This is a genomic window from Streptomyces sp. NPDC037273 (genome assembly GCF_055603625.1).
Genome location: NZ_JBVJVO010000007.1, coordinates 216,519 through 238,901, shown reverse-complemented (window position 1 = coordinate 238,901; position 22,383 = coordinate 216,519). Strand labels below are relative to the sequence as shown.

General features: G+C 71.3%; 19 protein-coding genes and 2 tRNA genes. 13 read left to right on the top strand and 8 right to left on the bottom strand.

Going from position 1 to position 22,383, the window contains the following annotated elements:
* Positions 1-117: 117 nt before the first annotated feature.
* Positions 118-1,347, bottom strand: a complete 1,230-nt coding sequence (locus ACZ7G1_RS20750) for a GNAT family N-acetyltransferase (RefSeq protein WP_470872947.1) — start codon at positions 1,345-1,347, stop codon at positions 118-120.
* Between the two features lie 106 nt (positions 1,348-1,453).
* On the opposite strand from ACZ7G1_RS20750, the gene ACZ7G1_RS20745 reads away from it, so the two are divergent.
* Together ACZ7G1_RS20745 and ACZ7G1_RS20740 are read left to right on the top strand one after the other, a co-directional pair.
* Entirely contained in the window at positions 1,454-2,599 is a 1,146-nt protein-coding gene (locus ACZ7G1_RS20745; RefSeq protein ID WP_470872949.1) for a PP2C family protein-serine/threonine phosphatase, read from the top strand.
* Between the two features lie 159 nt (positions 2,600-2,758).
* Entirely contained in the window at positions 2,759-2,953 is a 195-nt protein-coding gene (locus ACZ7G1_RS20740) for a hypothetical protein (protein ID WP_015033610.1), read from the top strand.
* 63 nt (positions 2,954-3,016) lie between these two features.
* Here the strand turns inward: ACZ7G1_RS20740 and ACZ7G1_RS20735 are convergent.
* Positions 3,017-3,090: transfer RNA gene (locus ACZ7G1_RS20735), tRNA-Gly, on the bottom strand.
* 132 nt (positions 3,091-3,222) lie between these two features.
* Here ACZ7G1_RS20735 and ACZ7G1_RS20730 point away from each other — a divergent pair.
* The 5 genes from ACZ7G1_RS20730 to clpX all read left to right on the top strand — a co-directional run bounded on the left by ACZ7G1_RS20730 (position 3,223) and on the right by clpX (position 7,880).
* Positions 3,223-3,299 (top strand) — tRNA-Pro (locus ACZ7G1_RS20730).
* Positions 3,300-3,470: 171 nt separating this feature from the next.
* A complete protein-coding gene (gene tig / locus ACZ7G1_RS20725) occupies positions 3,471-4,856 on the top strand; it encodes a trigger factor (RefSeq protein ID WP_470872951.1) in 1,386 nt (461 codons plus the stop codon).
* A 242-nt stretch (positions 4,857-5,098) separates the two neighbouring features.
* The gene (locus tag ACZ7G1_RS20720; RefSeq protein ID WP_470872952.1) at positions 5,099-5,716 is read left to right on the top strand and encodes an ATP-dependent Clp protease proteolytic subunit; all 618 of its coding nucleotides are present in this window, start codon (positions 5,099-5,101) and stop codon (positions 5,714-5,716) included.
* A gap of 61 nt (positions 5,717-5,777) precedes the next feature.
* Complete coding sequence (locus ACZ7G1_RS20715; RefSeq protein WP_470872954.1) at positions 5,778-6,440, top strand: ATP-dependent Clp protease proteolytic subunit; 663 nt, start codon at positions 5,778-5,780, stop codon at positions 6,438-6,440.
* 156 nt (positions 6,441-6,596) lie between these two features.
* Positions 6,597-7,880 carry an ATP-dependent Clp protease ATP-binding subunit ClpX gene (gene clpX / locus ACZ7G1_RS20710; RefSeq protein ID WP_015033605.1) on the top strand — a complete coding sequence of 428 codons (1,284 nt, stop codon included), beginning with the start codon at positions 6,597-6,599 and terminating at the stop codon, positions 7,878-7,880.
* 81 nt (positions 7,881-7,961) lie between these two features.
* On the opposite strand, the gene ACZ7G1_RS20705 is transcribed toward clpX, so the two are convergent.
* Positions 7,962-8,921: a hypothetical protein gene (locus ACZ7G1_RS20705; protein WP_470872955.1), complete on the bottom strand. Its 960-nt coding sequence runs from the start codon at positions 8,919-8,921 to the stop codon at positions 7,962-7,964.
* Between the two features lie 138 nt (positions 8,922-9,059).
* Between ACZ7G1_RS20705 and ACZ7G1_RS20700 the strand changes: the two genes are divergently transcribed.
* Positions 9,060-11,687, top strand: coding sequence for a valine--tRNA ligase (locus ACZ7G1_RS20700; RefSeq protein ID WP_470872957.1), 2,628 nt, complete (start codon positions 9,060-9,062; stop codon positions 11,685-11,687).
* Positions 11,688-11,763: 76 nt separating this feature from the next.
* On the opposite strand, the gene ACZ7G1_RS20695 is transcribed toward ACZ7G1_RS20700, so the two are convergent.
* From ACZ7G1_RS20695 to ACZ7G1_RS20680, 4 genes are all read right to left on the bottom strand, one after another.
* Positions 11,764-13,104, bottom strand: coding sequence for a glycosyltransferase family 2 protein (locus tag ACZ7G1_RS20695; RefSeq protein WP_470872959.1), 1,341 nt, complete (start codon positions 13,102-13,104; stop codon positions 11,764-11,766).
* Between the two features lie 40 nt (positions 13,105-13,144).
* Positions 13,145-14,320 (bottom strand): non-hydrolyzing UDP-N-acetylglucosamine 2-epimerase, encoded by a 1,176-nt coding sequence (wecB, locus tag ACZ7G1_RS20690; RefSeq protein ID WP_470872960.1) that lies wholly within the window; start codon positions 14,318-14,320, stop codon positions 13,145-13,147.
* Positions 14,321-14,451: 131 nt separating this feature from the next.
* Complete coding sequence (locus tag ACZ7G1_RS20685; RefSeq protein WP_470872962.1) at positions 14,452-15,183, bottom strand: response regulator transcription factor; 732 nt, start codon at positions 15,181-15,183, stop codon at positions 14,452-14,454.
* Positions 15,180-16,358, bottom strand: coding sequence for a PAS domain-containing sensor histidine kinase (locus ACZ7G1_RS20680; RefSeq protein ID WP_470872964.1), 1,179 nt, complete (start codon positions 16,356-16,358; stop codon positions 15,180-15,182). The genes ACZ7G1_RS20685 and ACZ7G1_RS20680 overlap by 4 nt, the downstream gene beginning before the upstream one ends.
* Positions 16,359-16,460: 102 nt before the next feature.
* On the opposite strand from ACZ7G1_RS20680, the gene ACZ7G1_RS20675 reads away from it, so the two are divergent.
* Complete coding sequence (locus ACZ7G1_RS20675) at positions 16,461-17,600, top strand: sensor histidine kinase (RefSeq protein WP_470872966.1); 1,140 nt, start codon at positions 16,461-16,463, stop codon at positions 17,598-17,600.
* Between the two features lie 47 nt (positions 17,601-17,647).
* Here ACZ7G1_RS20675 and ACZ7G1_RS20670 read toward each other — a convergent pair whose 3' ends face one another.
* On the bottom strand, positions 17,648-18,670 hold the full coding sequence (locus tag ACZ7G1_RS20670) for a rod shape-determining protein (protein ID WP_470872968.1): 1,023 nt from the start codon (positions 18,668-18,670) through the stop codon (positions 17,648-17,650).
* A 65-nt stretch (positions 18,671-18,735) separates the two neighbouring features.
* On the opposite strand from ACZ7G1_RS20670, the gene folC reads away from it, so the two are divergent.
* The 4 genes from folC to ACZ7G1_RS20650 all read left to right on the top strand — a co-directional run bounded on the left by folC (position 18,736) and on the right by ACZ7G1_RS20650 (position 22,376).
* Positions 18,736-20,271, top strand: a complete 1,536-nt coding sequence (folC, locus tag ACZ7G1_RS20665; protein WP_470872970.1) for a bifunctional tetrahydrofolate synthase/dihydrofolate synthase — start codon at positions 18,736-18,738, stop codon at positions 20,269-20,271.
* 5 nt (positions 20,272-20,276) lie between these two features.
* Positions 20,277-20,642 carry a DUF4233 domain-containing protein gene (locus ACZ7G1_RS20660; protein WP_470872972.1) on the top strand — a complete coding sequence of 122 codons (366 nt, stop codon included), beginning with the start codon at positions 20,277-20,279 and terminating at the stop codon, positions 20,640-20,642.
* Positions 20,643-20,708: 66 nt separating this feature from the next.
* Positions 20,709-21,122 (top strand): nucleoside-diphosphate kinase, encoded by a 414-nt coding sequence (gene ndk / locus ACZ7G1_RS20655; protein ID WP_470872973.1) that lies wholly within the window; start codon positions 20,709-20,711, stop codon positions 21,120-21,122.
* Between the two features lie 234 nt (positions 21,123-21,356).
* Positions 21,357-22,376 (top strand): rod shape-determining protein, encoded by a 1,020-nt coding sequence (locus ACZ7G1_RS20650; protein ID WP_017239313.1) that lies wholly within the window; start codon positions 21,357-21,359, stop codon positions 22,374-22,376.
* Positions 22,377-22,383: the final 7 nt, after the last annotated feature.

Sequence of the window (22,383 nt, the reverse complement as noted above, 5' to 3'; positions counted from 1 at the left end):
CCGCGCCTCGCCGCGTTGTCGTCGGTCCACAACGCTCCGCGTTGCCTCCCTCCTCCGCCTTGCGATGCACGGCACCAGACGCCGCTCCCTGATCCGGCCTGATCGACAAGACACCCCCTAGAACCCGTGCGGCAGCCAGGGCGCGACCGGAGACCCGAAGGCGACCGACGCCTCCACCAGCGCCCCTTCCCGCAGCTCCCGCACCCGGCCGGCCGAGGCCAGCGAGACCAGCGACGTCCCGCCCAGATAGGCGGCGCCCAACTCCCGTACGGACAAGGCGAGATCAGGGGCGTCGGACGTGCGCACGCACGTCGCCCCCTTCGCGTCCCCGGTCAGCCGCCACCGCCCCGCGTTCCAGGGACAGAACGCGTCCTCGACATCGAGGACCACGTCCACCGGCGTCTGATAGGTCCGCGCCTCCAGCGCCGCGCCCACCTCCACGAGCCGGACGAACAGCGCCTCCCGGGCCGTCGGCTCACACCGCCGCGCGTCCGACACCAGGTGCCGCCAGGCACCGTCCACCGGACTGCTCTGGATCCGCACCGTCGACGTCAGGTCCACCGAGCACAGGAACCGCCACAGCGCCGCCTCCGCCACCGGGTCGAGCGCGAGCACCTGCTGGACCACCACCGAGCCGTCCGCCCCGGCGAACGACCAGTTCGGCTTGATCGCGTAGTGGGTGAAGCCCACCACCTCCCCGTCCCGCTCGGCCAGCACGCACAGCCGGGGCGAGGAACCCCCGCGCTCCGACTCGGGGTCGAGCAGCGGCAGCCGCTCCCAGCCGGGCCGCCGGGCCAGCATGCCGGGCCGCAACGGCACCAGACGGGCGTAGACCTCCTCGCAGGCCGCCGAGGCCTCCGCCGGATCGGCCTGCCTCAGGGTCACCGCGTCCGTGCCGTCCGGCACCGAGAGCCGCACCCGGGTCGTGTCGATCGCCGCCCGCTCGGTCCACGTCCCGGCGCCGTAGCCGAACCGCCCGTAGATCACCGGCTCGGAGGCCGTGAGCACCGCCAGCGGCTCGCCCGCCGCCCGCACGTCGTCGAGCTGCCGCCGCATCATCGAGGTGAGGATCCCGCGCCGCCGGTACGTGCCCGCCACGCTCACCATCGTCACGCCGGCCGCCGGCACCAGCGCCCCGCCCGGCACCGAGAGCCGGAACGAGAACGCGCCCGCCGTCCCCACGCACAGCTCCCCGTCCCACGCGCCGAGCGACCGCTCGCACTCGGTCAGGTCCCGCCACAGCGCCCGCGACTCCGGCGGCTCGTGCAGCCCCCCGAACGCGAGGTCGAGGACCTCGAACCAACGGCCCCAGTCGGACGGGTCGAGAACCCGCAGTTCAGTAGTCATATGCCATCGATATCAGCGGCGCCCGCCCGAGGCGACCCGATTTCGCGCACATTGTCACCGGGGTACCCCTGCGCGATGCCGGACCGTGTGGATAGGGTCCAGGCCAATGGGACACCGCGCCGGAGTGAACGCGTACGCGGCCCGGATGCGCAGGCGCGCCCTCCGGGCCCGCGTCGCGCTGCGCAAGTCGGGCGTCGACTACTTCCGCGGGGACGGCTCCGACTGGCTCGCCTTCGCCGGACTCCTGCTGATGATCCCCGCCATCGCCTGCGGCACCCTCCTCGACCCCGTCTGGTGCGCGCCCGCCGCCCTCGTCCTGCCGATCGTGGCCGGCGGACTGCTGCTGCGCCCCGCCAGCCTGCTCGGTCTGTACGCGGCGGCCGCCGGCGCCCTCATCGTCGAGTCCGTCGTCCTCGGCCCGTACACCCAGGGCCCTGCCCGGGTCACCCCCGGCACCGTCCTGGTCGTCGCCGCCTGCGGTCTCTTCGGACTGCTCATCGCCCAGTTCAGGGCCCGGGTCGGGGTGCCCTGGCGGCGCGGCGGCACCATGCTCTTCGACCTGCGCGAGCGGATCCGCGTGCAGAGCGCCCTGCCCCGCCTCCCCAAGGGCTGGCACCGGGAGATGGCACTCCGCCCGGCCGGCGGCCAGTCCTTCTCCGGCGACTTCGTCGTCGCCGCCCGCACCCACGGCGGCCGCACCCTGGAAGTCGTCCTCACCGACGTCTCCGGCAAGGGCATGGACGCCGCCTCCCGCTCCCTCCTCCTCTCCGGAGCCTTCGGCGGCCTCCTCGGCTCCCTCCCGCCGCACGGCTTCCTCCCCGCCGCCAACGGCTACCTGCTCCGGCAGAACTGGGACGAGGGCTTCGCCACCTCGATCCACCTCGTCCTCGACCTGGAGTCCGGCGACTACGAGCTCTACTCCGCCGGCCACCTGCCCGCCCTCCAACTCCACGCGGGCAGCGGCCGATGGGAGGAGAAGGCCGCCGAAGGGCCCCTCCTCGGCGTCTACGACGGCGCCGAATTCCACCCGGTCAAGGGCTCGCTGCGCTCCGGCGACGTCCTGATGCTCTTCACCGACGGCCTCGTCGAGGCCGCCGACCGCGACATCGCCGAGGGCATCGACCGGCTCACCGGCGAGGCCGACCGCTGCGTCACCGAGGGCTTCGAGGGCGTCGCCTGGCACCTCATCGAAGCCGTCGCCAAGGACGTCAACGACGACCGCGCCCTCCTCCTGATCTCCCGCCCCGCCTGACCCGCCGCCCACCCCCCGGAGAAGTGATCTTCTCCACGACGATTCGTCACCCGGCAGCGAGGGCAGGGGGGTTGATGGCACGATGGAGACAGCGGGGGGTGTTCCGGGACACGGGCTCCCTGGTGGGCAACGTGGGACCGACCGAGGGTGTGATCAGTTGTGGCCATTTCACTGTCTGTGGTGTTGCTTTTGGCAATCATCCTGGTGGTGCTGATCCGCGGGGGGAACCTCAAGGGCGGTCCGGCCGTCGTCGCCGTCCTCTTCGGCTTCTTCCTCGCCTCCACCGGCATGGCCGACGACATCCAGCGCTTCCTCGACTCGATAACGCAGACGGTCGCGTCCATCAAGTTCTGAGCACGTCCGGAAACGCGTCAGGGCCGGTCCGGAGAAGCTTCTCCGGACCGGCCCTGACCCACGTGGAGCGGGTGACGGGAATCGAACCCGCGTAGCTAGTTTGGAAGACTAGTGCTCTACCATTGAGCTACACCCGCACAGCATCGCGCCGCAGGTCACGAGGACCGCGGCACGAGGAGCATGGTAGCCGGTCCGGGGCCTTCTTCGCACACCCCGAAAACAGGGGGCGCCGCACAGTCCCCGTCCATGTACCCTACGTGTCGCACCGACGGGGTGTGGCGCAGCTTGGTAGCGCGTCCGCTTTGGGAGCGGAAGGCCGTGGGTTCAAATCCCGCCACCCCGACCATGACGATCACGCGCCGGCCAACGGCGTCCTTGATCACGTTGTGGCCGCCTCCCCGCTTGCGGTTACTATGCAAGCTGCGTGCCCGTGTGTCTTTCTGACCGGGCCGAGCCGCCGGAGCCGCTGGACGCGGTATCGGCGGATTCCAGGAATCAGCCACAAGGAGACCGAACCGTGAAGAGCGCCGTGGAGACCCTGAACCCGACCCGGGTTCGGCTCACTGTCGAGGTGCCCTTCGAGGAGCTCAAGGACAGCCTCGACGCGGCGTACAAGAAGATCAACCAGCAGGTCACGGTCAAGGGCTTCCGCAAGGGCAAGATCCCGGCTCGCGTGATCGACCAGCGGTTCGGCCGCGGCGCCGTGCTGGAGGAGGCCGTCAACGACGCGCTCCCGAAGTTCTACACCGAGGCCGTCAACGAGGCCGAGGTCAACCCGCTGGGCCAGCCCGAGGTCGACATCACCGAGCTGAAGGACGGCGAGCTGCTGGCCTTCACCGCCGAGGTCGACATCCGCCCGGCCCTCGAGATCCCGGACTACTCCGGCATCGAGGTCACCGTCGACGCGGTCGAGGTCACCGACGAGGACGTCGAGAAGTCCGTGGAGCAGCTCCGCGAGCGCTTCGCGTCGACCTCCCCGGTCGAGCGCGCCGCCCAGGACGGCGACGTCGTCACCATCGACCTGGAGGCCAAGGTCGACGGCGAGGTGCTGCCCGACGGCGTCGCCTCGGACGTCTCGTACACCATCGGCTCAGGCGAGCTGCTCGACGGCATCGACGAGGCCGTCAAGGGCCTGGAGGCCGGTGGCGAGGCCACCTTCACCTCGCAGCTGAAGGGCGGCTCCGCCGAGGGCAAGGACGCGGAGGTCACCGTCAAGGTCACCACCGTCGCCGCCCGTGAGCTCCCCGCGCTGGACGACGAGTTCGCGCAGCTGGCCTCGGAGTTCGACACCCTCGACGAGCTCAAGGCCGACAGCCGCAAGCGCCTCGAGAACATGAAGCAGTTCGACCAGGCCACCCAGGCCCAGGAGCGCGTCCTCGACGAGCTCCTCAAGCTGGTCGAGGTCCCGATGCCCGAGAAGCTTCTCGAGGACGAGATCAACACCCGCAAGCACAACCTGGAGCACCACCAGCTCGGCCAGATGGGCCTCGACCTCGCGAAGTACCTGGAGATCCAGGGCAAGACCGAGGAAGAGTTCCTGGCCGAGACCAAGGAGCAGGCCGAGAAGGGCATCAAGACGCAGTTCATCCTCGATGAGCTCGTCAACAAGGAGAAGCTCGACGTCTCCCGCGAGGAGCTCACCGAGCACCTGTTCCGCCGTGCCGCCTCCTCCGGCATGAGCCCCGACCAGTTCGCCCAGGCCGTGGCCCAGGGCGGCCAGGTGCCGATGCTCGTCGGCGAGGTCGCCCGCGGCAAGGCCCTCGCGGTCGTCGTCGAGGCCGCCAAGGTCACCGACACCAACGGTGAGGTCGTCGACCTCTCCGACGACGAGGACGAGGTCGAGACCGCCGCCGAGGCCGTCGAGGCCGTCACCGGCGAGGCCGAGGTCTCCGAGGACAAGTAAGCGGCTCCGCGCCCCGGCGCGGCACCCCGTCCCACGGGCCCGTACGCACTGCTGTGCGCACGGGCCCGTGGGCGTACGCGGACCCGTTACACGCCCCCAACTACCTTGCGCTCCCAGCGAACAGTTCGGGAACCGGGATGGCGTTGTCCTACCTGCGCGTTAGGGTCCATGAATACGAGGGCAGTGCCCTCTGAACGAGACGCTGAGACGGCCCGGGCCGTCGGAGACGAGCAGGTGGATACGTGACGAATCTGAAGCCTTACGCCGCGGGTGAGCCGTCCATCGGTGGCGGCCTCGGCGACCATGTCTACAACCGGCTCCTCGGCGAGCGCATCGTCTTCCTCGGCCAGCAGGTCGACGACGAGATCGCCAACAAGATCACCGCCCAGATGCTCCTCCTGGCCGCCGAGCCGGAGAAGGACATCTTCCTGTACATCAACAGCCCCGGCGGCTCGGTGACGGCCGGCATGGCCGTCTACGACACCATGCAGTTCATCCCGAACGACGTCGTCACCATCGGTATGGGCATGGCGGCCTCCATGGGCCAGTTCCTGCTCACCGCCGGCGCCCCCGGCAAGCGCTTCGCGCTGCCGAACACCGACATCCTGATGCACCAGGGCTCCGCCGGCATCGGCGGTACGGCCTCCGACATCAAGATCCAGGCCGAGTACCTCCTTCGCACGAAGAAGCGCATGGCCGAGATCACCGCGCAGCACTCCGGCCAGACCGTCGAGGCGATCATCCGCGACGGCGACCGCGACCGCTGGTTCACCGCGGCGGAGGCCAAGGAGTACGGCCTCATCGACGACATCATCACGCACGCCGCGGGTGTTCCGGGCGGCGGCGGCACGGGCGCCTGAGCGCCGGCCGCCGAAGAGCCCAAGACCTCCGCCGAACGCCACCAGGACGGTGAACACCCCGATGCTTAACAACCTCTCCGCGAGCGGCCTCTACACCGGCGCGCCGATGGACAACCGCTACGTCGTGCCCCGCTTCGTCGAGCGCACCTCGCAGGGCGTGCGCGAGTACGACCCGTACGCGAAGCTCTTCGAGGAGCGCGTGATCTTCCTCGGCGTGCAGATCGACGACGCCTCCGCCAACGACGTCATGGCGCAGCTGCTGTGCCTGGAGTCGATGGACCCGGACCGCGACATCTCGATCTACATCAACAGCCCCGGTGGCTCCTTCACCGCGCTGACGGCGATCTACGACACCATGCAGTTCGTGAAGCCGGACATCCAGACGGTCTGCATGGGCCAGGCGGCCTCCGCCGCGGCCGTGCTGCTCGCCGCCGGTACCCCCGGCAAGCGGATGGCCCTGCCGAACGCCCGCGTGCTGATCCACCAGCCGTCCGGCGGCACCGGCCGTGAGCAGCTCTCCGACCTGGAGATCGCGGCCAACGAGATCCTGCGCATGCGCAGCCAGCTCGAGGAGATGCTGGCCAAGCACTCCTCCACGCCGATCGAGAAGATCCGCGACGACATCGAGCGCGACAAGATCCTGACCGCCGAGGACGCCCTCGCGTACGGCCTGGTCGACCAGATCGTCTCGACCCGCAAGAGCACGGCCGCCGCGGCACACTGACGCCCGACCTTCCCCTGGCACGGTCCGCGTGGCCGAATCGCGACCATGTGAACCGTGCCAAGGGGGGCCCGAACGAGGGGCCCGGCAAGGTACCGTCGAATATGAGGCACCAGGAGTCGCTGAACCAAGCACTCCCAGGCGAAGGGGAAGCACCTCGTGGCACGCATCGGTGATGGCGGCGACCTGCTCAAGTGCTCGTTCTGCGGAAAGAGCCAGAAGCAGGTGAAGAAGCTCATCGCGGGACCCGGTGTGTACATCTGCGACGAGTGCATCGACCTCTGCAACGAGATCATCGAGGAAGAACTCGCGGAGACGAGCGAGGTGCGCTGGGAGGAACTCCCCAAGCCCCGCGAGATCTACGAGTTCCTCGAGGGGTACGTCGTCGGGCAGGAGCCCGCGAAGAAGGCCCTCTCGGTCGCGGTGTACAACCACTACAAGCGCGTCCAGGCCGGCGAGAACGGCGGCGCGCAGGGCCGGGACGACGCCATCGAACTGGCCAAGTCCAACATTCTTTTGCTCGGCCCCACGGGCTCCGGGAAGACGCTGCTCGCGCAGACCCTGGCCCGCATGCTCAACGTCCCGTTCGCCATCGCCGACGCGACGGCGCTGACGGAGGCCGGCTATGTCGGCGAGGACGTCGAGAACATCCTGCTGAAGCTGATCCAGGCGGCCGACTACGACGTCAAGAAGGCCGAGACCGGGATCATCTACATCGACGAGATCGACAAGGTCGCCCGTAAGAGCGAAAACCCGTCGATCACGCGAGACGTCTCCGGCGAGGGCGTGCAGCAGGCCCTGCTGAAGATCCTGGAGGGCACCACCGCCTCCGTACCGCCGCAGGGCGGACGGAAGCACCCGCACCAGGAGTTCATCCAGATCGACACGACGAACGTGCTCTTCATCGTGGGCGGCGCCTTCGCCGGCCTCGAGAAGATCATCGAGTCGCGGGCGGGCGCCAAGGGCATCGGCTTCGGGGCGACCATCCGCTCCAAGCGCGAGATCGAGGCGAGCGACCAGTTCCAGGAGGTCATGCCGGAGGACCTGGTGAAGTTCGGGATGATCCCGGAGTTCATCGGCCGCCTCCCCGTCCTCACCTCGGTCCACAACCTGGACCGCGAGGCGCTCCTCCAGATCCTCGTCGAGCCGCGCAACGCACTGGTCAAGCAGTACCAGCGCCTCTTCGAACTCGACGGTGTGGAGCTGGACTTCGACCGCCCCGCCCTTGAGGCCATCGCCGACCAGGCGATCCTCCGCGGCACCGGCGCGCGCGGTCTGCGCGCCATCATGGAGGAAGTCCTCCAGTCGGTGATGTACGAGGTCCCGTCCCGCAAGGACGTCGCCCGCGTCGTCATCACCGCCGACGTCGTCCGCAACAACGTCAACCCGACGCTGGTCCCGCGGATCGTCAAGAACGACGGCAGGCACGAGAAGTCGGCCTGAGCCGCAGGGACGTGAATCGGACACAGAAGGGGCGCCCAGCCGGACCGGCCGGGCGCCCCTTCTCCGTGTGCGGGCCGCGGGTCAGAGCTTGACGCGGACTTCCTTGCGGAGCTTGGCGGTGATGGCGGCGGCCTCCTCGGCGGAGCCGCCCTTGCCGGCCATCATCGAGGCCATGTCGACCGGGACGACGAAGCCCACGGTGCTGTGGTCGGCCCACACGCACATCGGGATGGTGAACGAGGGCGCGCCGGTGGAGGCGTCCGCCTTCGTCTTGGCCTGCTGGCACTTCAGGACCGCGCCGTCGAGATCGGCCGGCTCGTACGACTGGGGGCTGCCCTCCAGCTGGGGCGCGTCACCCTTGCCGGCGTCCTTGTCGGCCTCGGCCTTGGCGCTGGCGAAGATGGCGTCGACGACCTTCTCCGGGTCCTCGATCTCGCCGTAGAGACCGTTGAAGGAGATCATCTTGCTCGCGAGCGGGTTGGCCTTGTTCTCCACCTGGTAGCCGGCCTTGACCTGCTGGGCGTTCTTGACGCCGTTCTTCTCGGCCTCCTTGAGGGAGTCGTCGCCGCTCGCCTTCCCCTTGTCGGGGGCCTTCTTGTACTCGGTCAGCACCGTCTCCGGCGTGATCAGCTTGTGCGGGCCGTCGTCCGCGACGGAGGCGCCGCCGCCACCGAGCAGGAAGTACGCGCCGACGCCGATCGCGGCGACGACGGCGACGGAGGCGATGATCCAGCCGGCCTTGGACTTCTTGGGGGCCGGGGGGTGGGGGACGTAGCCGCCGGGGCCCTGGGGGGCGCCGTACTGCGGCTGCTGGCCGTACGGGTTCGGCTGCTGGGGCTGCTGGGGGTAGCCGTAGGGGGGCTGCTGGGGCGGGACGCCCTGCGGGGCCTGCTGGGGGTACCCGTAACCGGGCTGGGGAGCCTGCGGCTGGCCGTACGGGCCCGGCTGCTGCGGCTGGCCGCCGTACGGGCCCGGCTGGCCGTAAGGGCCGGGCTGCTGGGGCTGCTGGCCGCCGTAGGGGCCGGGCTGGTTGTAGCTCATCGACAGGTTCCCCTCACAGGATGTTTATGTCTGCCGAACATCCTGGCGGAAGCGATCACCGTGGGGTGCGGCGGGGGCCACACCGTTACCGAACCAAAGCGTTTCGGCACATGGCCGGTACACCCCTAAACTGGCCCCGTGACCGAGAACACTCAGCATCAGACAGCGCCCACCACCGAACTGCCGACGACCTACGCGCCGGCCGAGGTAGAGGGGGAGCTGTACGAGCGCTGGGTAGAGCGCGGTTACTTCGAGGCCGACGCGAAGAGCGAGAAGCCTCCGTACACCATCGTCATCCCGCCGCCGAACGTCACCGGCGCCCTCCACCTGGGCCACGCCTTCCAGGTGACGCTGATGGACGCCCTGACCCGCCGCAAGCGGATGCAGGGCTTCGAGACGCTCTGGCTGCCGGGCATGGACCACGCCGGCATCGCGACCCAGAACAAGGTCGAGCAGCAGCTCGCCGAGGAGGGCAAGTCCCGCCACGACCTGGGCCGTGACGAGTTCGTCGAGCGCGTCTGGCAGTGGAAGGACGAGTACGGCGGCCGGATCCTCGGCCAGCTGCGCCGCCTCGGCGCCGGTCTCGACTGGTCCCGCGAGCGCTTCACCATGGACGAGGGCCTCTCCAAGGCCGTCCAGAAGATCTTCAAGGACCTCTACGAGGACGAGCTGATCTACCGCGCCGAGCGCATCATCAACTGGTGCCCGCGCTGTCTGACGGCCATCTCCGACATCGAGGTCGAGTACCAGGACGACGCCGGCGAGCTCGTCTCCATCCGCTACGGCGAGGGTGACGACTCCCTGGTCGTCGCCACGACCCGGGCCGAGACGATGCTCGGTGACACGGCCGTCGCCGTCCACCCGGACGACGAGCGGTACAAGCACCTGGTCGGCAAGCAGATCAAGCTGCCGCTGACCGACCGCACCATCCCGGTCGTCGCCGACACCCACGTCGACCCGGAGTTCGGCACCGGCGCCGTCAAGGTGACCCCGGCGCACGACCCGAACGACTTCGAGATCGGCCGCCGCCACGACCTGCCGTCCCTGACGGTCATGGACGAGCACGGCGTCATCACCGTCCACGGCCCCTTCCTCGGTCTTGACCGCTTCGAGGCCCGCTCGGCGATCGTCGGCGCGCTCAAGGAGCAGGGCCGGATCGTCGCCGAGAAGCGCCCGTACATGCACTCCGTCGGCCACTGCTCGCGCTGCAAGACGACCGTCGAGCCGCGCCTGTCGATGCAGTGGTGGGTCAAGGTCGGCCCGCTCGCGCAGGCCGCCGGCGACGCCGTCCGCGACGGCTCCGTCGAGATCCACCCGAAGGAGCTCTCCAAGCGCTACTTCGACTGGGTCGACAACATGCACGACTGGTGCATCTCGCGCCAGCTGTGGTGGGGCCACCGCATCCCGATCTGGTACGGCCCCGAGGGCCAGGTCGTCTGCGTCGGACCCGACGAGGAGCCGCCGGGCACCGAGGCCGAGGGCTGGACCCAGGACCCCGACGTCCTGGACACCTGGTTTTCCTCCGGCCTGTGGCCGTTCTCCACGCTCGGCTGGCCGGAGAAGACCCCGGACCTGGCGAAGTTCTACTCGACCGACGTCCTGCTCACCGGCCACGACATCATCTTCTTCTGGGTCGCCCGGATGATGATGTTCGGCCTGTACGCGATGGACGGCGAGGTCCCGTTCAAGACCGTCGCCCTGACCGGTCTCGTCCGCGACGAGTTCGGCAAGAAGATGTCGAAGTCCAACCCGAACGCGGTCGACCCGCTGGACTGGATGGACGCGTACGGCTCCGACGCCGTCCGCTTCACCCTGGCCAAGGGCGCCAACCCGGGCGCGGACGTCCCGATCGGCGAGGACTGGGTCCAGGCGTCCCGGAACTTCGCCAACAAGATCTGGAACGCGACCCGCTTCGCGATGATGAACGGCGCCACGATCGAGGGCCCGCTGCCGGACGCCTCCGAGATGTCGGCGACCGACCGCTGGATCCTGTCCCGCCTCAACGAGACGGTCGCCCAGGTCGACGCGTACTACGAGGACTTCCAGTTCGCGAAGCTGAGCGAGTCGCTCTACCACTTCGCGTGGGACGAGGTATTCGCCTGGTACGTCGAGCTGTCGAAGACCACGTTCTTCGCGGGCGGCGAGGGCGCCAAGGTCTCCGGCCGCGTCCTCGGCGAGGTCCTGGACGTCATGCTGCGCCTGCTGCACCCGATCGTCCCGTTCGTCACCGACACCCTGTGGACGACGCTCACCGGCGGCGAGTCCCTCGTCATCGCCGACTGGCCGAAGGACTCGGGCTTCCGCGACAAGGCCGCGGAGCAGGAGATCGAGCTGGTCCAGCGGGTCGTCACCGAGGTCCGCCGCTTCCGCAAGGAGCAGGGCCTGCAGGACGCCCAGAAGGTCCCGGCCCGTCTGACGCTCGACGGCACCGCGCTCGTCGCGCACGAGGCGGCCATCCGCCAGATCCTGCGCCTCCAGCCGGAGGGCGAGGGCTTCTCGGCCACCGCCTCGCTGCCGATCGTCGGCGCGACCGTCGCGCTCGACCTGTCGGGCACGATCGACGTGGCCGCCGAGCGGAAGCGTCTCGCGAAGGACCTCGCGGCCGCCGAGAAGGAGAAGGCGCAGGCCGAGGCCAAGCTCGGCAACGAGGCCTTCCTCGCCAAGGCCCCGGACAACGTCGTGGACAAGATCAAGGGCCGTCTGGCCAAGGCGGACGAGGACATCGCCCGCATCCAGAGCCAGTTGGCGAACCTGCCGGCGGCGTAGCCCGTACGCGGAAGGGCCCGGAACCGATCACGGTTCCGGGCCCTTTCCCGTACCCCTGTACGTGCCCCTGTACTTCTCACGCCTCCACGGCGACCGGGCCCACCCCCGCCGTCTCGGCGTTCCTGCGGGTCTTCGCCCAGCCCGTGCGGCCGCGGAGGAGCCGGACGAAGCCGCGGGCCGAGACGATGAACAGGTGGTACGCGTACAGCCAGAGCGCGAGGCCCCACAGGAGGCCCGTCAGGCGGGAGCGGTCGGGGGCGAACTCGCGGCGGTAGACGGGGCCCCAGAGGAGGAAGGGGACGACCGAGACGATCCCCAGGGCGAGCGCCAGCGGCCAGGCGGAGAGCAGGACGTCGGCCGTGGTGCCGCCGAGGACGAGGGCGGCCAGCATGAGCACGGTCAGGACCAGCGTCGCCAGATGGGCGATCGGCTGGAAGAAGGTGTACAGCGATTCCAGGACACCGGCGGCCTTGTAGTGGCGGGAGCCGACGATGCGGCCCGAGTAGCGCACGCACTGGATGTTGCCCTGGGCCCAGCGGGTGCGCTGGGTGAGGAAGCGGCGGGTGTAGGGCAGCGCCTCCTGGCTGACCCAGGTGTCGGCGACGTGGGTGACCTGGTAGCCGGCGAGGCGCATGTGCAGGCCGAGCTCGTAGTCCTCGAGGAGCGCGTCGCGCTGCCACGGCCGGCGCTCGGCGGCCGCGATCCGGTCCAGGGCGGTGAGCCGGGTGAACTGGCCGTTGCCGCCCAGGCCGACCGAGCCGGTCCGGCGGCGGAGCAGCTGCATGCCGGTGTTGGAGACGGCGAACTCGGCGTCCTGCATGCGGATCAGGAGCCGGGCGTACGCGTTCGCCGGCCGGCCCCGGTGCGCGAGCGGGCGCTCGTCCTCGACGTTCCGCATCCGCACGCCTATCTGCACGCCGCCCGTCTCCGGGTCGCCGAACGCGTCCGGGCCGCTGACGTGCGCCAGGGCGTCGGGGGAGACCTGGCCGTCGGCGTCGACGACACAGACGATCACCCGCGAGCGGTCGGCGTCTTCGTCGAGGTGGCGGTCCAGGGCCGCGTAGGCGGCGTTGAGGGCCGCGCCCTTGCCGACGCGGGCGTCGGGGCGGTGGCGCGAGACGAGGTGGACGGCCGGGTCGCGTCCGGCGAGCGAGGCGACGATCGGGCCGGTGAGGTCGTCGCTCGCGTCGTCGATGACCCAGACGTGGGCGGCCGGGAAGTCCGCGCGGAGCCGGGTGACCGTCGTCGCGATCACGGCCTCCTCGTCGCGGCAGGGGACGAAGAAGTGCCAGTCGTACGCCGACGGGTCGCCGGGCTCGTTCGGGCGGCGGCGGGCGTAGGCGTGCCGTGCGCCCGCCCAGTAGACGAGGAAGCCGCCGAGCAGCAGGAACGGGAAGACGTAGAGGAGGAAGCTCATCGGGGTCTCCGGAAGTCGGGGTGGGGCAGGTGGGGCGCGCTCAGGCCGCGGTGGCGTGCGCCGGGGCGGGCGCGGCGGTGCGCGGGGTCGGCGGCGAGGGGCGGGCGCCGCGCTCGGCTACCAGGTCCGCGAGGAGCTCCGCGATGCGGTGGGACGCGGTGCCGTCGCCGTACGGGCTGGGGAGCGCGGCCAGGCGGCGCAGTCCGAGCGGGCCCTCCGCGAGCCGGCGGCGGGCCGCCTCGCCGATGGCCGGGCCCGGCTCGACGAGCTCGGCGAAGTCGGCGAGGGACTCGGGGCGTTCGGTGGAACGGCGGACGACCACCAGGGGGCGGCCGAGTACCGTCGTCTCCTCCTGGATGCCGCCGGAGTCGGAGACGATCAGCGCCGCGTGCCGGGCGAGGGCGAGGAAGGTGCCGTAGCCGGCCGGCGGCAGCACGGTCAGGCCGTCCAGCAGCGGCAGCAGACCGGCGGCCTCGATCCGGGCGCGGGTGCGGGGGTGGAGGGGGAGGACGACGGGGAGTTCGCGGGCCAGCGCGGCCAGCTCCTCCAGGACGGCGGCGAGGCGGGCCGGGTCGTCGGTGTTCTCCGGGCGGTGCACGGTCGCCAGGACGTAACCGTCGGGGGCGAGGCCGCTGACGGCGAGCAGCCGGGCCCGCTCCTCGGCCGGCGGGAGGTGGTCGTGGACGGCCTCGACGACGGTGTTGCCGGTGACGGCGATCCGCTCGTCCGCGATCCCCTCGGCGAGCAGCAGCGCGCGGTTGTCGGGGGTGGCGGCGCACAGGACGTCGGCGAGCCGGTCGATGAGCACCCGGTTGTGCTCCTCGGGCATGGCCCGGTCGTGGCTGCGCAGGCCCGCCTCGACGTGGACGAGCGGCAGCGAGCGGGCGTTGGCGGCGAGGGCGCCGGAGAGGGCGGCGTTGGTGTCGCCCTGGACGACGACGGCGAGCGGCGGCTCGGCCGCGAAGCGCTCGTCCAGGCCGCTGAGCGCGGCGGCGATCTGCACGGCCCTGGGCTGCCCGCCGACCCCGGTGAGGTACTCGGGCTCGGGCAGCCCCAGCTCGTCGAGGAAGCTGCCGGAGAGCGCGTCGTCGTAGTGCTGGCCGGTGTGGACGACCCGGGCGGCCGGGCCGAGGGCCCGGATCAGCTCGGCGAGCTTGACCAGTTCGGGGCGGGTACCGAGGACGACGGCGACACTGCGGGCCGGAAGTGTGTTCATGCCGTCGACGGTGACCCGGCACGGTCGCGCGCTCCGGTGGCGCACGGTTGCCCGACGGTAGCCGTGGCCGCGCCGGACCCCACTCGGGACCTCCGGCCGGGACCTTCGTCCCGACTACCGGGTGAGGCCCGTCACCGGGAGGCCCGGTCGCGGCGGGGGCCGCCGCGGGAGGCCGGACGGTCCGTGCTCTCGTAGCGGTAGCCGAGGCCGCGTACGGCCTCCAGGGGGTCGCGGGCGGAGGGGCCGCCGGCGGCCCGGAGCTTGCGGCGGAGGCGCAGCACGGCGAACTTCACCCGGTCGCGGCCGATGGCCGAGGTGTCGTCCCAGACCTGGTCGAGGAGCTGCTCGGTGGTGACGACCCGGCCCCGGTTGCGGACCAGGAGCTGGAGCAGCCGGTACTCGATGTCGCTGAGCCGGATCTCGCCGCCCTGCCAGAGCGCGGCCCGCCGCTCCGGGACCAGCCGCAGGTCCTCCTCGACCGGTTCGCCCGCCCAGCGCCGGGGCCCCGACCTGCGGAGCAGGGCCTCGACGCGGGCCAGGAGCTCAGGGTTGGCGAAGGGCTTGACGAGGTAGTCGTCGGCGCCGGAGCGCAGCGCCCGCACCCGGTCGTCGACGGCGCCGAGCCCGGACAGGACGAGGACCGGCACGTCGGACATGTCCCGGGTGCGGTCGAGGACCTCCCAGCCGTCGAGCTCGGGCAGCAGCAGGTCGAGGACCATCAGCGCCGGGCGTTCGGCGAAGAGCAGCCGGAGCCCTTCGCGGCCGTCGGCGGCCACCGACACCTCGTATCCGCGCCGGCCGAGCAGGATCCGCAGGGCCAGACAGAGGTCGGGGTCGTCCTCCACGACGAGCAGCCTGGTCACGCGTCGTCCCCGGTGCGGCGGCGGCCGCCGGTCGGCAGCCGCACGGTGAAGACCGCGCCCGGCCGCCCCTGCCGGTCGCGGACGGTGATGGTCCCGCCGTGGAGCCGTACGGCGTCGAGGGCGCCCGCGAGGCCGAGGCCGGTGCCGGGGAAGCCCTGGCGGCGGGCGTTGGGCGCGCGGACGAACGGGGTGAAGATCTCCTCGTGGTACTCCAGGGGGACGCCGATGCCGGTGTCCCTGACCTGGATCGTCCAGTGGTCGGCGAACGGGATGGCGGTCAGCTCGACCCGGCCGTCCTCCGGGGTGAAGCGCAGCGCGTTGCCGAGGAGCTCCTCCAGGGCGCCGGTGAGCAGCCCGGCGTCGGCGACGAGCGCCGGGCCGTCGGCCGGGCACTCGGCGACGAGGTACGGGCCCCGGCCCTCGGCCCGCTGGAGCGCTTCGAGGATCACCCGCTCGACGAGTTCGTGGACGTGGACCCGGCCGAGCCGGGGCCCGGCGGGCGGCTCCCCTGCGGCCGCCTTGGGCAGGTTCTCGGTCACCGACCGCATGCGCAGCGCGTTGCGGCGGATGGCGTCCACGTACGAGGTCTGCTCCGGGTCGAGCCGGCCGCCGACCGGGTCGAGGAGCAGTTCGGCGAAGCTCTCGACGGTGGCGAGCGGGGTCCGCAGCTCGTGCAGGGTCCGGCCGGCGAAGGCGGCCCGCTCGTCGGCGAGCGCGGCGAGCTTCCGCACCTGCTCGTACAGGCCGTCCTCGGCCTCGCACCGGCGGGTGACGTCCTCGATCAGCCACAGATGGCCGTAGAGGCCGCCGTCGCCGTGCCGGTGGCTGTGGTGTTCGTCGTCGGCGTCCTTGCGGACGGGGGAGCGGCGGCGGCGCAGCACCCGGCCGTCCCGCAGGTGGTAGTCGGTCGTGTGGGTGACGGGCCCGTACGTCCGGCTCTCCGCAAGGAGCCGCTCCCGCTCCTCCGGGCGGTCGAGGAGCGCGGCGAGCCGGTCCACGACCTCGTCCCTGGTCGTCCCGGGGGAGAGGTCGATGCCGTCGAGCCGCAGGAGCGCGGTGAGGCGCCGGTTGACGCGGACGACCCGCAGGTCCCGGTCGAGGAGGAGGGCCGCCTGCGGGAGGGAGTCGAGGAGGGCGGCGGCGAAGGACAGCTGCTCCTGGGATGCTTCGTGCACATTTCAGAGTCAAACAGCAATGTGGGCGAAGTGCCCGATCTCACACCAGATGGGACTTCGGGTCCACGGCGCCGGGACGAAAGACCCTGGATGATGGAAGGCATGCTCCGCCTCCCCACCGTCCCCGCGCTCCGCCGTTGCGTGGACCGGTGGGCGGTCTCGCCCCGCGCCCTCGACGTCGTCGCCGCGCTCAGCGCCTTCGGCCTGATGGTCCTCGACGTGCCGGGGCTCGCCCGCGCCGACAACTCCCTGACCGGCGTCACCGCGACCCTGGTCCTCGCGGCCGGCGCGGCCACCCTCGTGCTCAGACGACGGCTGCCGTGGCTGCCGTACGCGGTGGCGCTCGGCCTGATGGGCTGGCTGCACGAACTCACCATGATCCAGTTCGCGCTGTACTCGATCGGCCGGTTCCGCGGCCGCCGCGCCGCCGTCGCCGCCACCCTGCTGTACGTCGCCGTGGCGTACGGGCTCTTCCTGACGCCCGGCTGGCCCGCCGAACACGGCGAGACCCTCAGCGACTTCCTCAGCCTCGTCATCCCCATCGGCGTCCTCGCGGCGGGCGTCGGCATCGCCGCCTACCGGCAGGACCTCGTCCGAGCCCTGGAGGTCCAGCGCCGCGCCGCCGTCGCCCGGGAGGCCGTCCAGGAGGAGCGGATCTCCGTCGGCCGCGACGTCCACGACCTCGTCGGCCGCGAGCTCACCGTCCTCGCGGTGCGGGCCGAGGTGCTCGCCGTACGGTCCAGGGGCGAGGCCCACCAGAAGGACTTCGAGGAACTCGCGGACACCGCCCGGCGCGCCCACCTCATGCTCAACGAGACCATCGTGCGCCGCGCCGACCGGGACACCGCCACCCCCGGCCTCGAAGGGCTCGCCGCGCTCGCCCGGGAGAGCGAACGGATGGGCGGCGCCGTCGAGCTGACGGTCGCCGAGGAGGCCAAGGCGCTGTCCCCGCTCCGCCAGGCCGCCGTCCACCGGGTCGTCCAGGAGTGCCTCACCAACGCCGCCAAGCACGCGCCCGGCCTCCCGGTGGCCGTCGCCATCACCGTGGCCGGCCCCGATCTGCGGATCGAGGTCCGCAACCCGCTGCCCACCGCCCCGCCCGACCCCGCCCCCGTCTCCACCGGCACCGGCCTGCTCTCCATGGAGGAGCGCGTCACCAGCATGGGCGGCACCCTGAACGCCCGCCGCGAGGACGGCTCCTACCTGGTGACGGCCCTGCTCCCCACGGGCCTCGGGCGGTAGCGGGCCCCCTCGGCCCCCGGCGGCGGAGGCCCCCCCGAGACCCCCGCTCAGCGGACCGTCTCCGCCTTCCCCATCACGCGCTGGAGGCTGTCGAAGTCCTCCACGCACCGGCCCGAGCCGAGGGCCACGCAGTCCAGCGGGCGGTCGGCGACGAAGACCGGGATGCCCGTCGAGGAGGCCATCCGCAGGTCGAGGCCGGGCAGCAGCGCCCCGCCGCCGGTGAGCACGATGCCGTGCTCCATCACGTCGCCGGAGAGCTCCGGCGGGCACTCCTCCAGGGTCACCCGGACGGCCGCGATGATCGCCTCGACCGGCTCGTCGAGCGCCGTCCTGATCTCGGGCACCGTCAGTTCCACCGTCCGGGGCAGCCCGCTGACCTTCTCCCGGCCGCGCACGGTGAACGTCCGGCGCTCCAGCTCCTCGCCGCCCGGCACCGGCCACGCCGTGCCGATCGCGACCTTGACGTCCTCGGCGGTCCGCTCGCCGATCAGCAGCGAGTGCTCCTTGCGCACGAAGTCGGTGATGGCCGTGTCGAGCCGGTCGCCGCCGACGCGCAGCGACTGGGCGGTGACGATCCCGCCGAGCGAGATCACCGCCACCTCGGTCGTACCGCCGCCGATGTCCACCACCATCGAGCCGCGCGGGTCGGAGACCGGCAGCCCGGCCCCGATCGCCGCCGCCATCGGCTCCTCGATCAGATGCACCGCGCGGGCGCCCGCCGAGAGGGAGGCGTGCACGATCGCCCGCCGCTCGACCTGGGTGACCCCGCTGGGCACGCAGACCACCATCCGGGTGCGGGGCCGCCGACGGCCCGGCACGGCCTTGCGGACGAAGTGCCGGATCATCTCCTCGGCCGCCTCGTAGTCGCTGATCACGCCGTCGCGCAGGGGGCGGATCGCGGTGATCGAGCCCGGCGTGCGGCCGATGGTCTCCTTCGCCTCCGCGCCCACCGCCAGCGCCTGCCGGGAGCCCTCCTGCACCGCCACCACGGACGGCTCGTTGAGCACGATGCCCTGGCCCCGTGCGTAGAGGAGTGTGTTGGCCGTGCCGAGGTCGATCCCTATGTCCATGATCGCCAAGTTTGCCGGGCCGCTGCCGCGGACGGTGGGCCGAAAGTCCCGAAAGGGGTGGGTCCATGGTCCTGTCGGTGCCGCTCCGTAGACTGGGCCCCGTGAGCGAGCCGAGCGACCCGAATGACCAGTTCGACGACATCGTCGACGCCGAGACAGACAGAGACCCCGACCTCGCGGTGATCGAGGCCGGCAGCCGTACGCTGCGGACGCAGGGCGGCCCGCCGCAGGGCGACCCCGTGCCCAGCCGTCCCGAGGACCCGGAGCTCGACAAGGCGCTCCGCGAGGTCGAGACCGAGCTGTCCACCCGCTGGGGCGAGACCAAGCTCGACCCCTCGGTCGCCCGGATCGCGGCCCTGATGGACGTCCTGGGCGAGCCGCAGCGCGCGTACCCCTCGATCCACATCACCGGCACCAACGGCAAGACGTCCACGGCCCGCATGATCGAGGCCCTGCTCGGCGCCTTCGAGCTGCGCACCGGGCGGTACACCTCGCCGCACGTGCAGACCATCACCGAGCGGATCAGCCTGGACGGCGCCCCGATCTCCGCCGAGCGGTTCATCGAGACGTACCAGGACGTCAAGCCGTACGTGGAGCTGGTCGACGCCCGCGAGGAGTACCGCCTCTCCTTCTTCGAGGTCCTCACCGGCATGGCGTACGCGGCCTTCGCGGACGCCCCGGTCGACGTGGCCGTCGTCGAGGTCGGCATGGGCGGCACCTGGGACGCGACGAACGTCATCGACGGCTCCGTCGCCGTCGTCACCCCGATCGGCCTCGACCACACCGACCGGCTCGGCGGGACGACCGGCGAGATCGCCGGCGAGAAGTCCGGGATCATCAAGCAGGGCGCGACCGTGATCCTGGCCCAGCAGCCGGTGGACGCGGCCCAGGTCCTGCTCAAGAAGGCCGTCGAGGCGGACGCCACGGTGGCCCGCGAGGGCATGGAGTTCGGCCTGGTCTCCCGCGAGGTCGCGGTCGGCGGCCAGCTCCTCACCCTGCGCGGCCTGGGCGGCGAGTACGACAACGTCTTCCTGCCGCTGCACGGCGCCTACCAGGCGCACAACGCGGTGGTGGCGCTCGCCGCGGTCGAGGCCTTCTTCGGGATCGGCGCCGAGCACGCCAGGACCCTCGACGTGGACACCGTCCGCCGGGCCTTCGCCCAGGTGGCATCGCCGGGCCGCCTCGAGGTCGTCCGCTCCTCCCCGACGGTCATCCTGGACGCCGCGCACAACCCGCACGGCGCCCTGGCCACGGCGGAGGGCATCAGCGAGGCCTTCGGCTTCTCGCGGCTCATCGGCGTGGTCTCCACCAGCGGCGACAAGGACGCCAGGGGGCTCCTCGAAGCCTTCGAGCCGATCTTCGCGGAGGTCGTGGTCACCGCGAACTCCAACCCGCGGGCCACCGACGTGGACGCGCTGGCCGCGACCGCGGTCGAGGTCTTCGGCGAGGACCGGGTCGTCGTCGAGCCGCGCCTCGACGACGCCATCGAGGCCGCCATCACCCTGGCGGAGGAAGAGGCGGAGTACGGCGGCGCGGGCGTCCTCGTCACCGGTTCGATCTTCACGGTCGGCGACGCCCGGCTGCTGCTGCGGAGGCGCTGAATCCCATGCGTACGCTCTGTTCCTCGACCCTCATCGGCGAGTTCTTCGTCATCGGCTTCGCCGGGCTCGTCGCCATGAAGGACGACAGCCTCGCCCTGTCCACCGTCTGGTGGGTCTGCGGCGTCGCGATGGTCCTCTCGGTGCTGCTCTGCGGCATGGTCACCCGCCCCGGCGGCGTGCAGCTCGGCTGGGCCCTGCAGGTCGGCCTGATCCTCAGCGGCTTCGTCGTGCCGACCATGTTCTTCCTCGGCGCGGTCTTCGCCGGCCTGTGGTGGGCCTCCGTTCACTACGGGCGACGGATCGACGGCATCAAGGCGAGCTGGGCCACGCACCAGGCCGCCCAGAGCTCGGCAGGGCCTGACGCTGCGTAATCGGAGCACGTGCGGGACCTGTAGCCTCGGAGGTCCCGCACACCGCTTTTCCGAAGGAGTCACCCCGTGAGCCAGCGCACGCTCGTCCTGCTGAAGCCCGACGCCGTCCGCCGTGGCCTGATCGGCGAGATCATCGGCCGTATCGAGCGCAAGGCCGGCTGGACCCTGGCGGCCCTGGAGCTGCGCGAGCTGGACCAGGAGACCCTGGAGCTGCACTACGGCGAGCACAAGGGCAAGCCGTTCTACGAGCCGCTGATGGGCTTCATGTCCTCCGGCCCGGTCGTCGCGCTCGTCGTCGAGGGCGAGCGGGTCATCGAGGGCGTCCGCCAGCTCGCCGGTCCGACCGACCCGATCGCCGCCGCCCCCGGTTCCATCCGCGGCGACTTCGGCACCATCGTCCGCGAGAACCTGATCCACGCCTCGGACTCCGAGGAGTCGGCGGTCCGCGAGCTGAAGATCTTCTTCCCGGGCCTGGTCTGATCCGGACAGCTCCGATCTGACTTGCAGTCAGCCAAACGAAGCACCCTGTGGGGCGACCGAAGGAATTTCGGTCGCCCCCAGGCATATGAACGCCAATCCCGGGAACGGATCGCCGCGTCCTGCCGTCACCAGGTACAGAGATGGAACCAACGCGCGGCATCCGCGCGGGCGGCACTACGATGGAAAACTCCATCGCCGCACCATTCTCAGCCATGGGAAATCAAGGGGAACTCAATGTCGTTCATCGGCCGTGACATGGCTGTCGACCTCGGGACCGCCAACACGCTGGTGTACGTCAGGGGTCGGGGCATCGTTCTGAACGAGCCGTCCGTCGTCGCGATCAACACCAACACCGGCGGCATCCTCGCGGTGGGCGCCGAGGCGAAGAAGATGATCGGCCGGACGCCCGGCAACATCGTCGCCGTCCGCCCGCTCAAGGACGGCGTCATCGCCGACTTCGAGATCACCGAGCGGATGCTCCGCTACTTCATCCTCAAGATCCACAAGCGCCGCTACCTGGCCCGCCCCCGCGTCGTCGTCTGCGTGCCCTCCGGCATCACCGGAGTCGAGCGCCGCGCCGTCATCGAGGCCTCGACCCAGGCCGGCGCCCGCCAGGTGCACATCATCGAGGAGCCCATGGCCGCCGCCATCGGCTCCGGCCTCCCCGTCCACGAGGCCACCGGCAACATGGTCGTCGACATCGGCGGCGGCACCACCGAGGTCGCCGTCATCTCCCTCGGCGGAATCGTCACGGCACAGTCCATCCGGGTCGCCGGCGACGAGCTCGACAACGCGATCATCCAGCACATCAAGAAGGAGTACTCGCTCCTCCTCGGTGAGCGCACCGCCGAGCAGATCAAGATCACCATCGGTTCGGCCTACGACCTCGACAAGGACGAGCACACCGAGATTCGCGGCCGCGACCTCGTCTCCGGCCTGCCCAAGACCGTGGTCATCTCCGCCGCCGAGGTCCGCAAGGCCATCGAGGAGCCGGTCAACGCCATCGTCGACGCGGTGAAGACCACCCTCGACAAGTGCCCGCCCGAGCTCTCCGGTGACGTCATGGACCGCGGCATCGTTCTCACCGGTGGCGGCGCCCTGCTGCGCGGCCTCGACGAGCGGCTCCGCCGCGAGACCGGCATGCCGATCCACATCGCCGAGGACCCGCTGGACTCGGTGGCGCTGGGCTCCGGCAAGTGCGTCGAGGAGTTCGAGGCGCTCCAGCAGGTCCTGGACGCCCAGCCGCGCCGCTAGGCACCCC

Coding starts and splice junctions, on each gene's coding strand:
- ACZ7G1_RS20750 (WP_470872947.1), bottom strand. CDS start 1,347: ATGACTACTGAACTGCGGGTTCTCGACCCGTCCGACTGGGGCCGTTGG.
- ACZ7G1_RS20745 (WP_470872949.1), top strand. CDS start 1,454: ATGGGACACCGCGCCGGAGTGAACGCGTACGCGGCCCGGATGCGCAGG.
- ACZ7G1_RS20715 (WP_470872954.1), top strand. CDS start 5,778: ATGCTTAACAACCTCTCCGCGAGCGGCCTCTACACCGGCGCGCCGATG.
- ACZ7G1_RS20705 (WP_470872955.1), bottom strand. CDS start 8,921: ATGAGCTACAACCAGCCCGGCCCCTACGGCGGCCAGCAGCCCCAGCAG.
- ACZ7G1_RS20695 (WP_470872959.1), bottom strand. CDS start 13,104: ATGAGCTTCCTCCTCTACGTCTTCCCGTTCCTGCTGCTCGGCGGCTTC.
- wecB (WP_470872960.1), bottom strand. CDS start 14,320: ATGAACACACTTCCGGCCCGCAGTGTCGCCGTCGTCCTCGGTACCCGC.
- ACZ7G1_RS20675 (WP_470872966.1), top strand. CDS start 16,461: ATGCTCCGCCTCCCCACCGTCCCCGCGCTCCGCCGTTGCGTGGACCGG.
- ACZ7G1_RS20670 (WP_470872968.1), bottom strand. CDS start 18,670: ATGGACATAGGGATCGACCTCGGCACGGCCAACACACTCCTCTACGCA.
- folC (WP_470872970.1), top strand. CDS start 18,736: ATGGTCCTGTCGGTGCCGCTCCGTAGACTGGGCCCCGTGAGCGAGCCG.
- ACZ7G1_RS20660 (WP_470872972.1), top strand. CDS start 20,277: ATGCGTACGCTCTGTTCCTCGACCCTCATCGGCGAGTTCTTCGTCATC.
- ACZ7G1_RS20650 (WP_017239313.1), top strand. CDS start 21,357: ATGTCGTTCATCGGCCGTGACATGGCTGTCGACCTCGGGACCGCCAAC.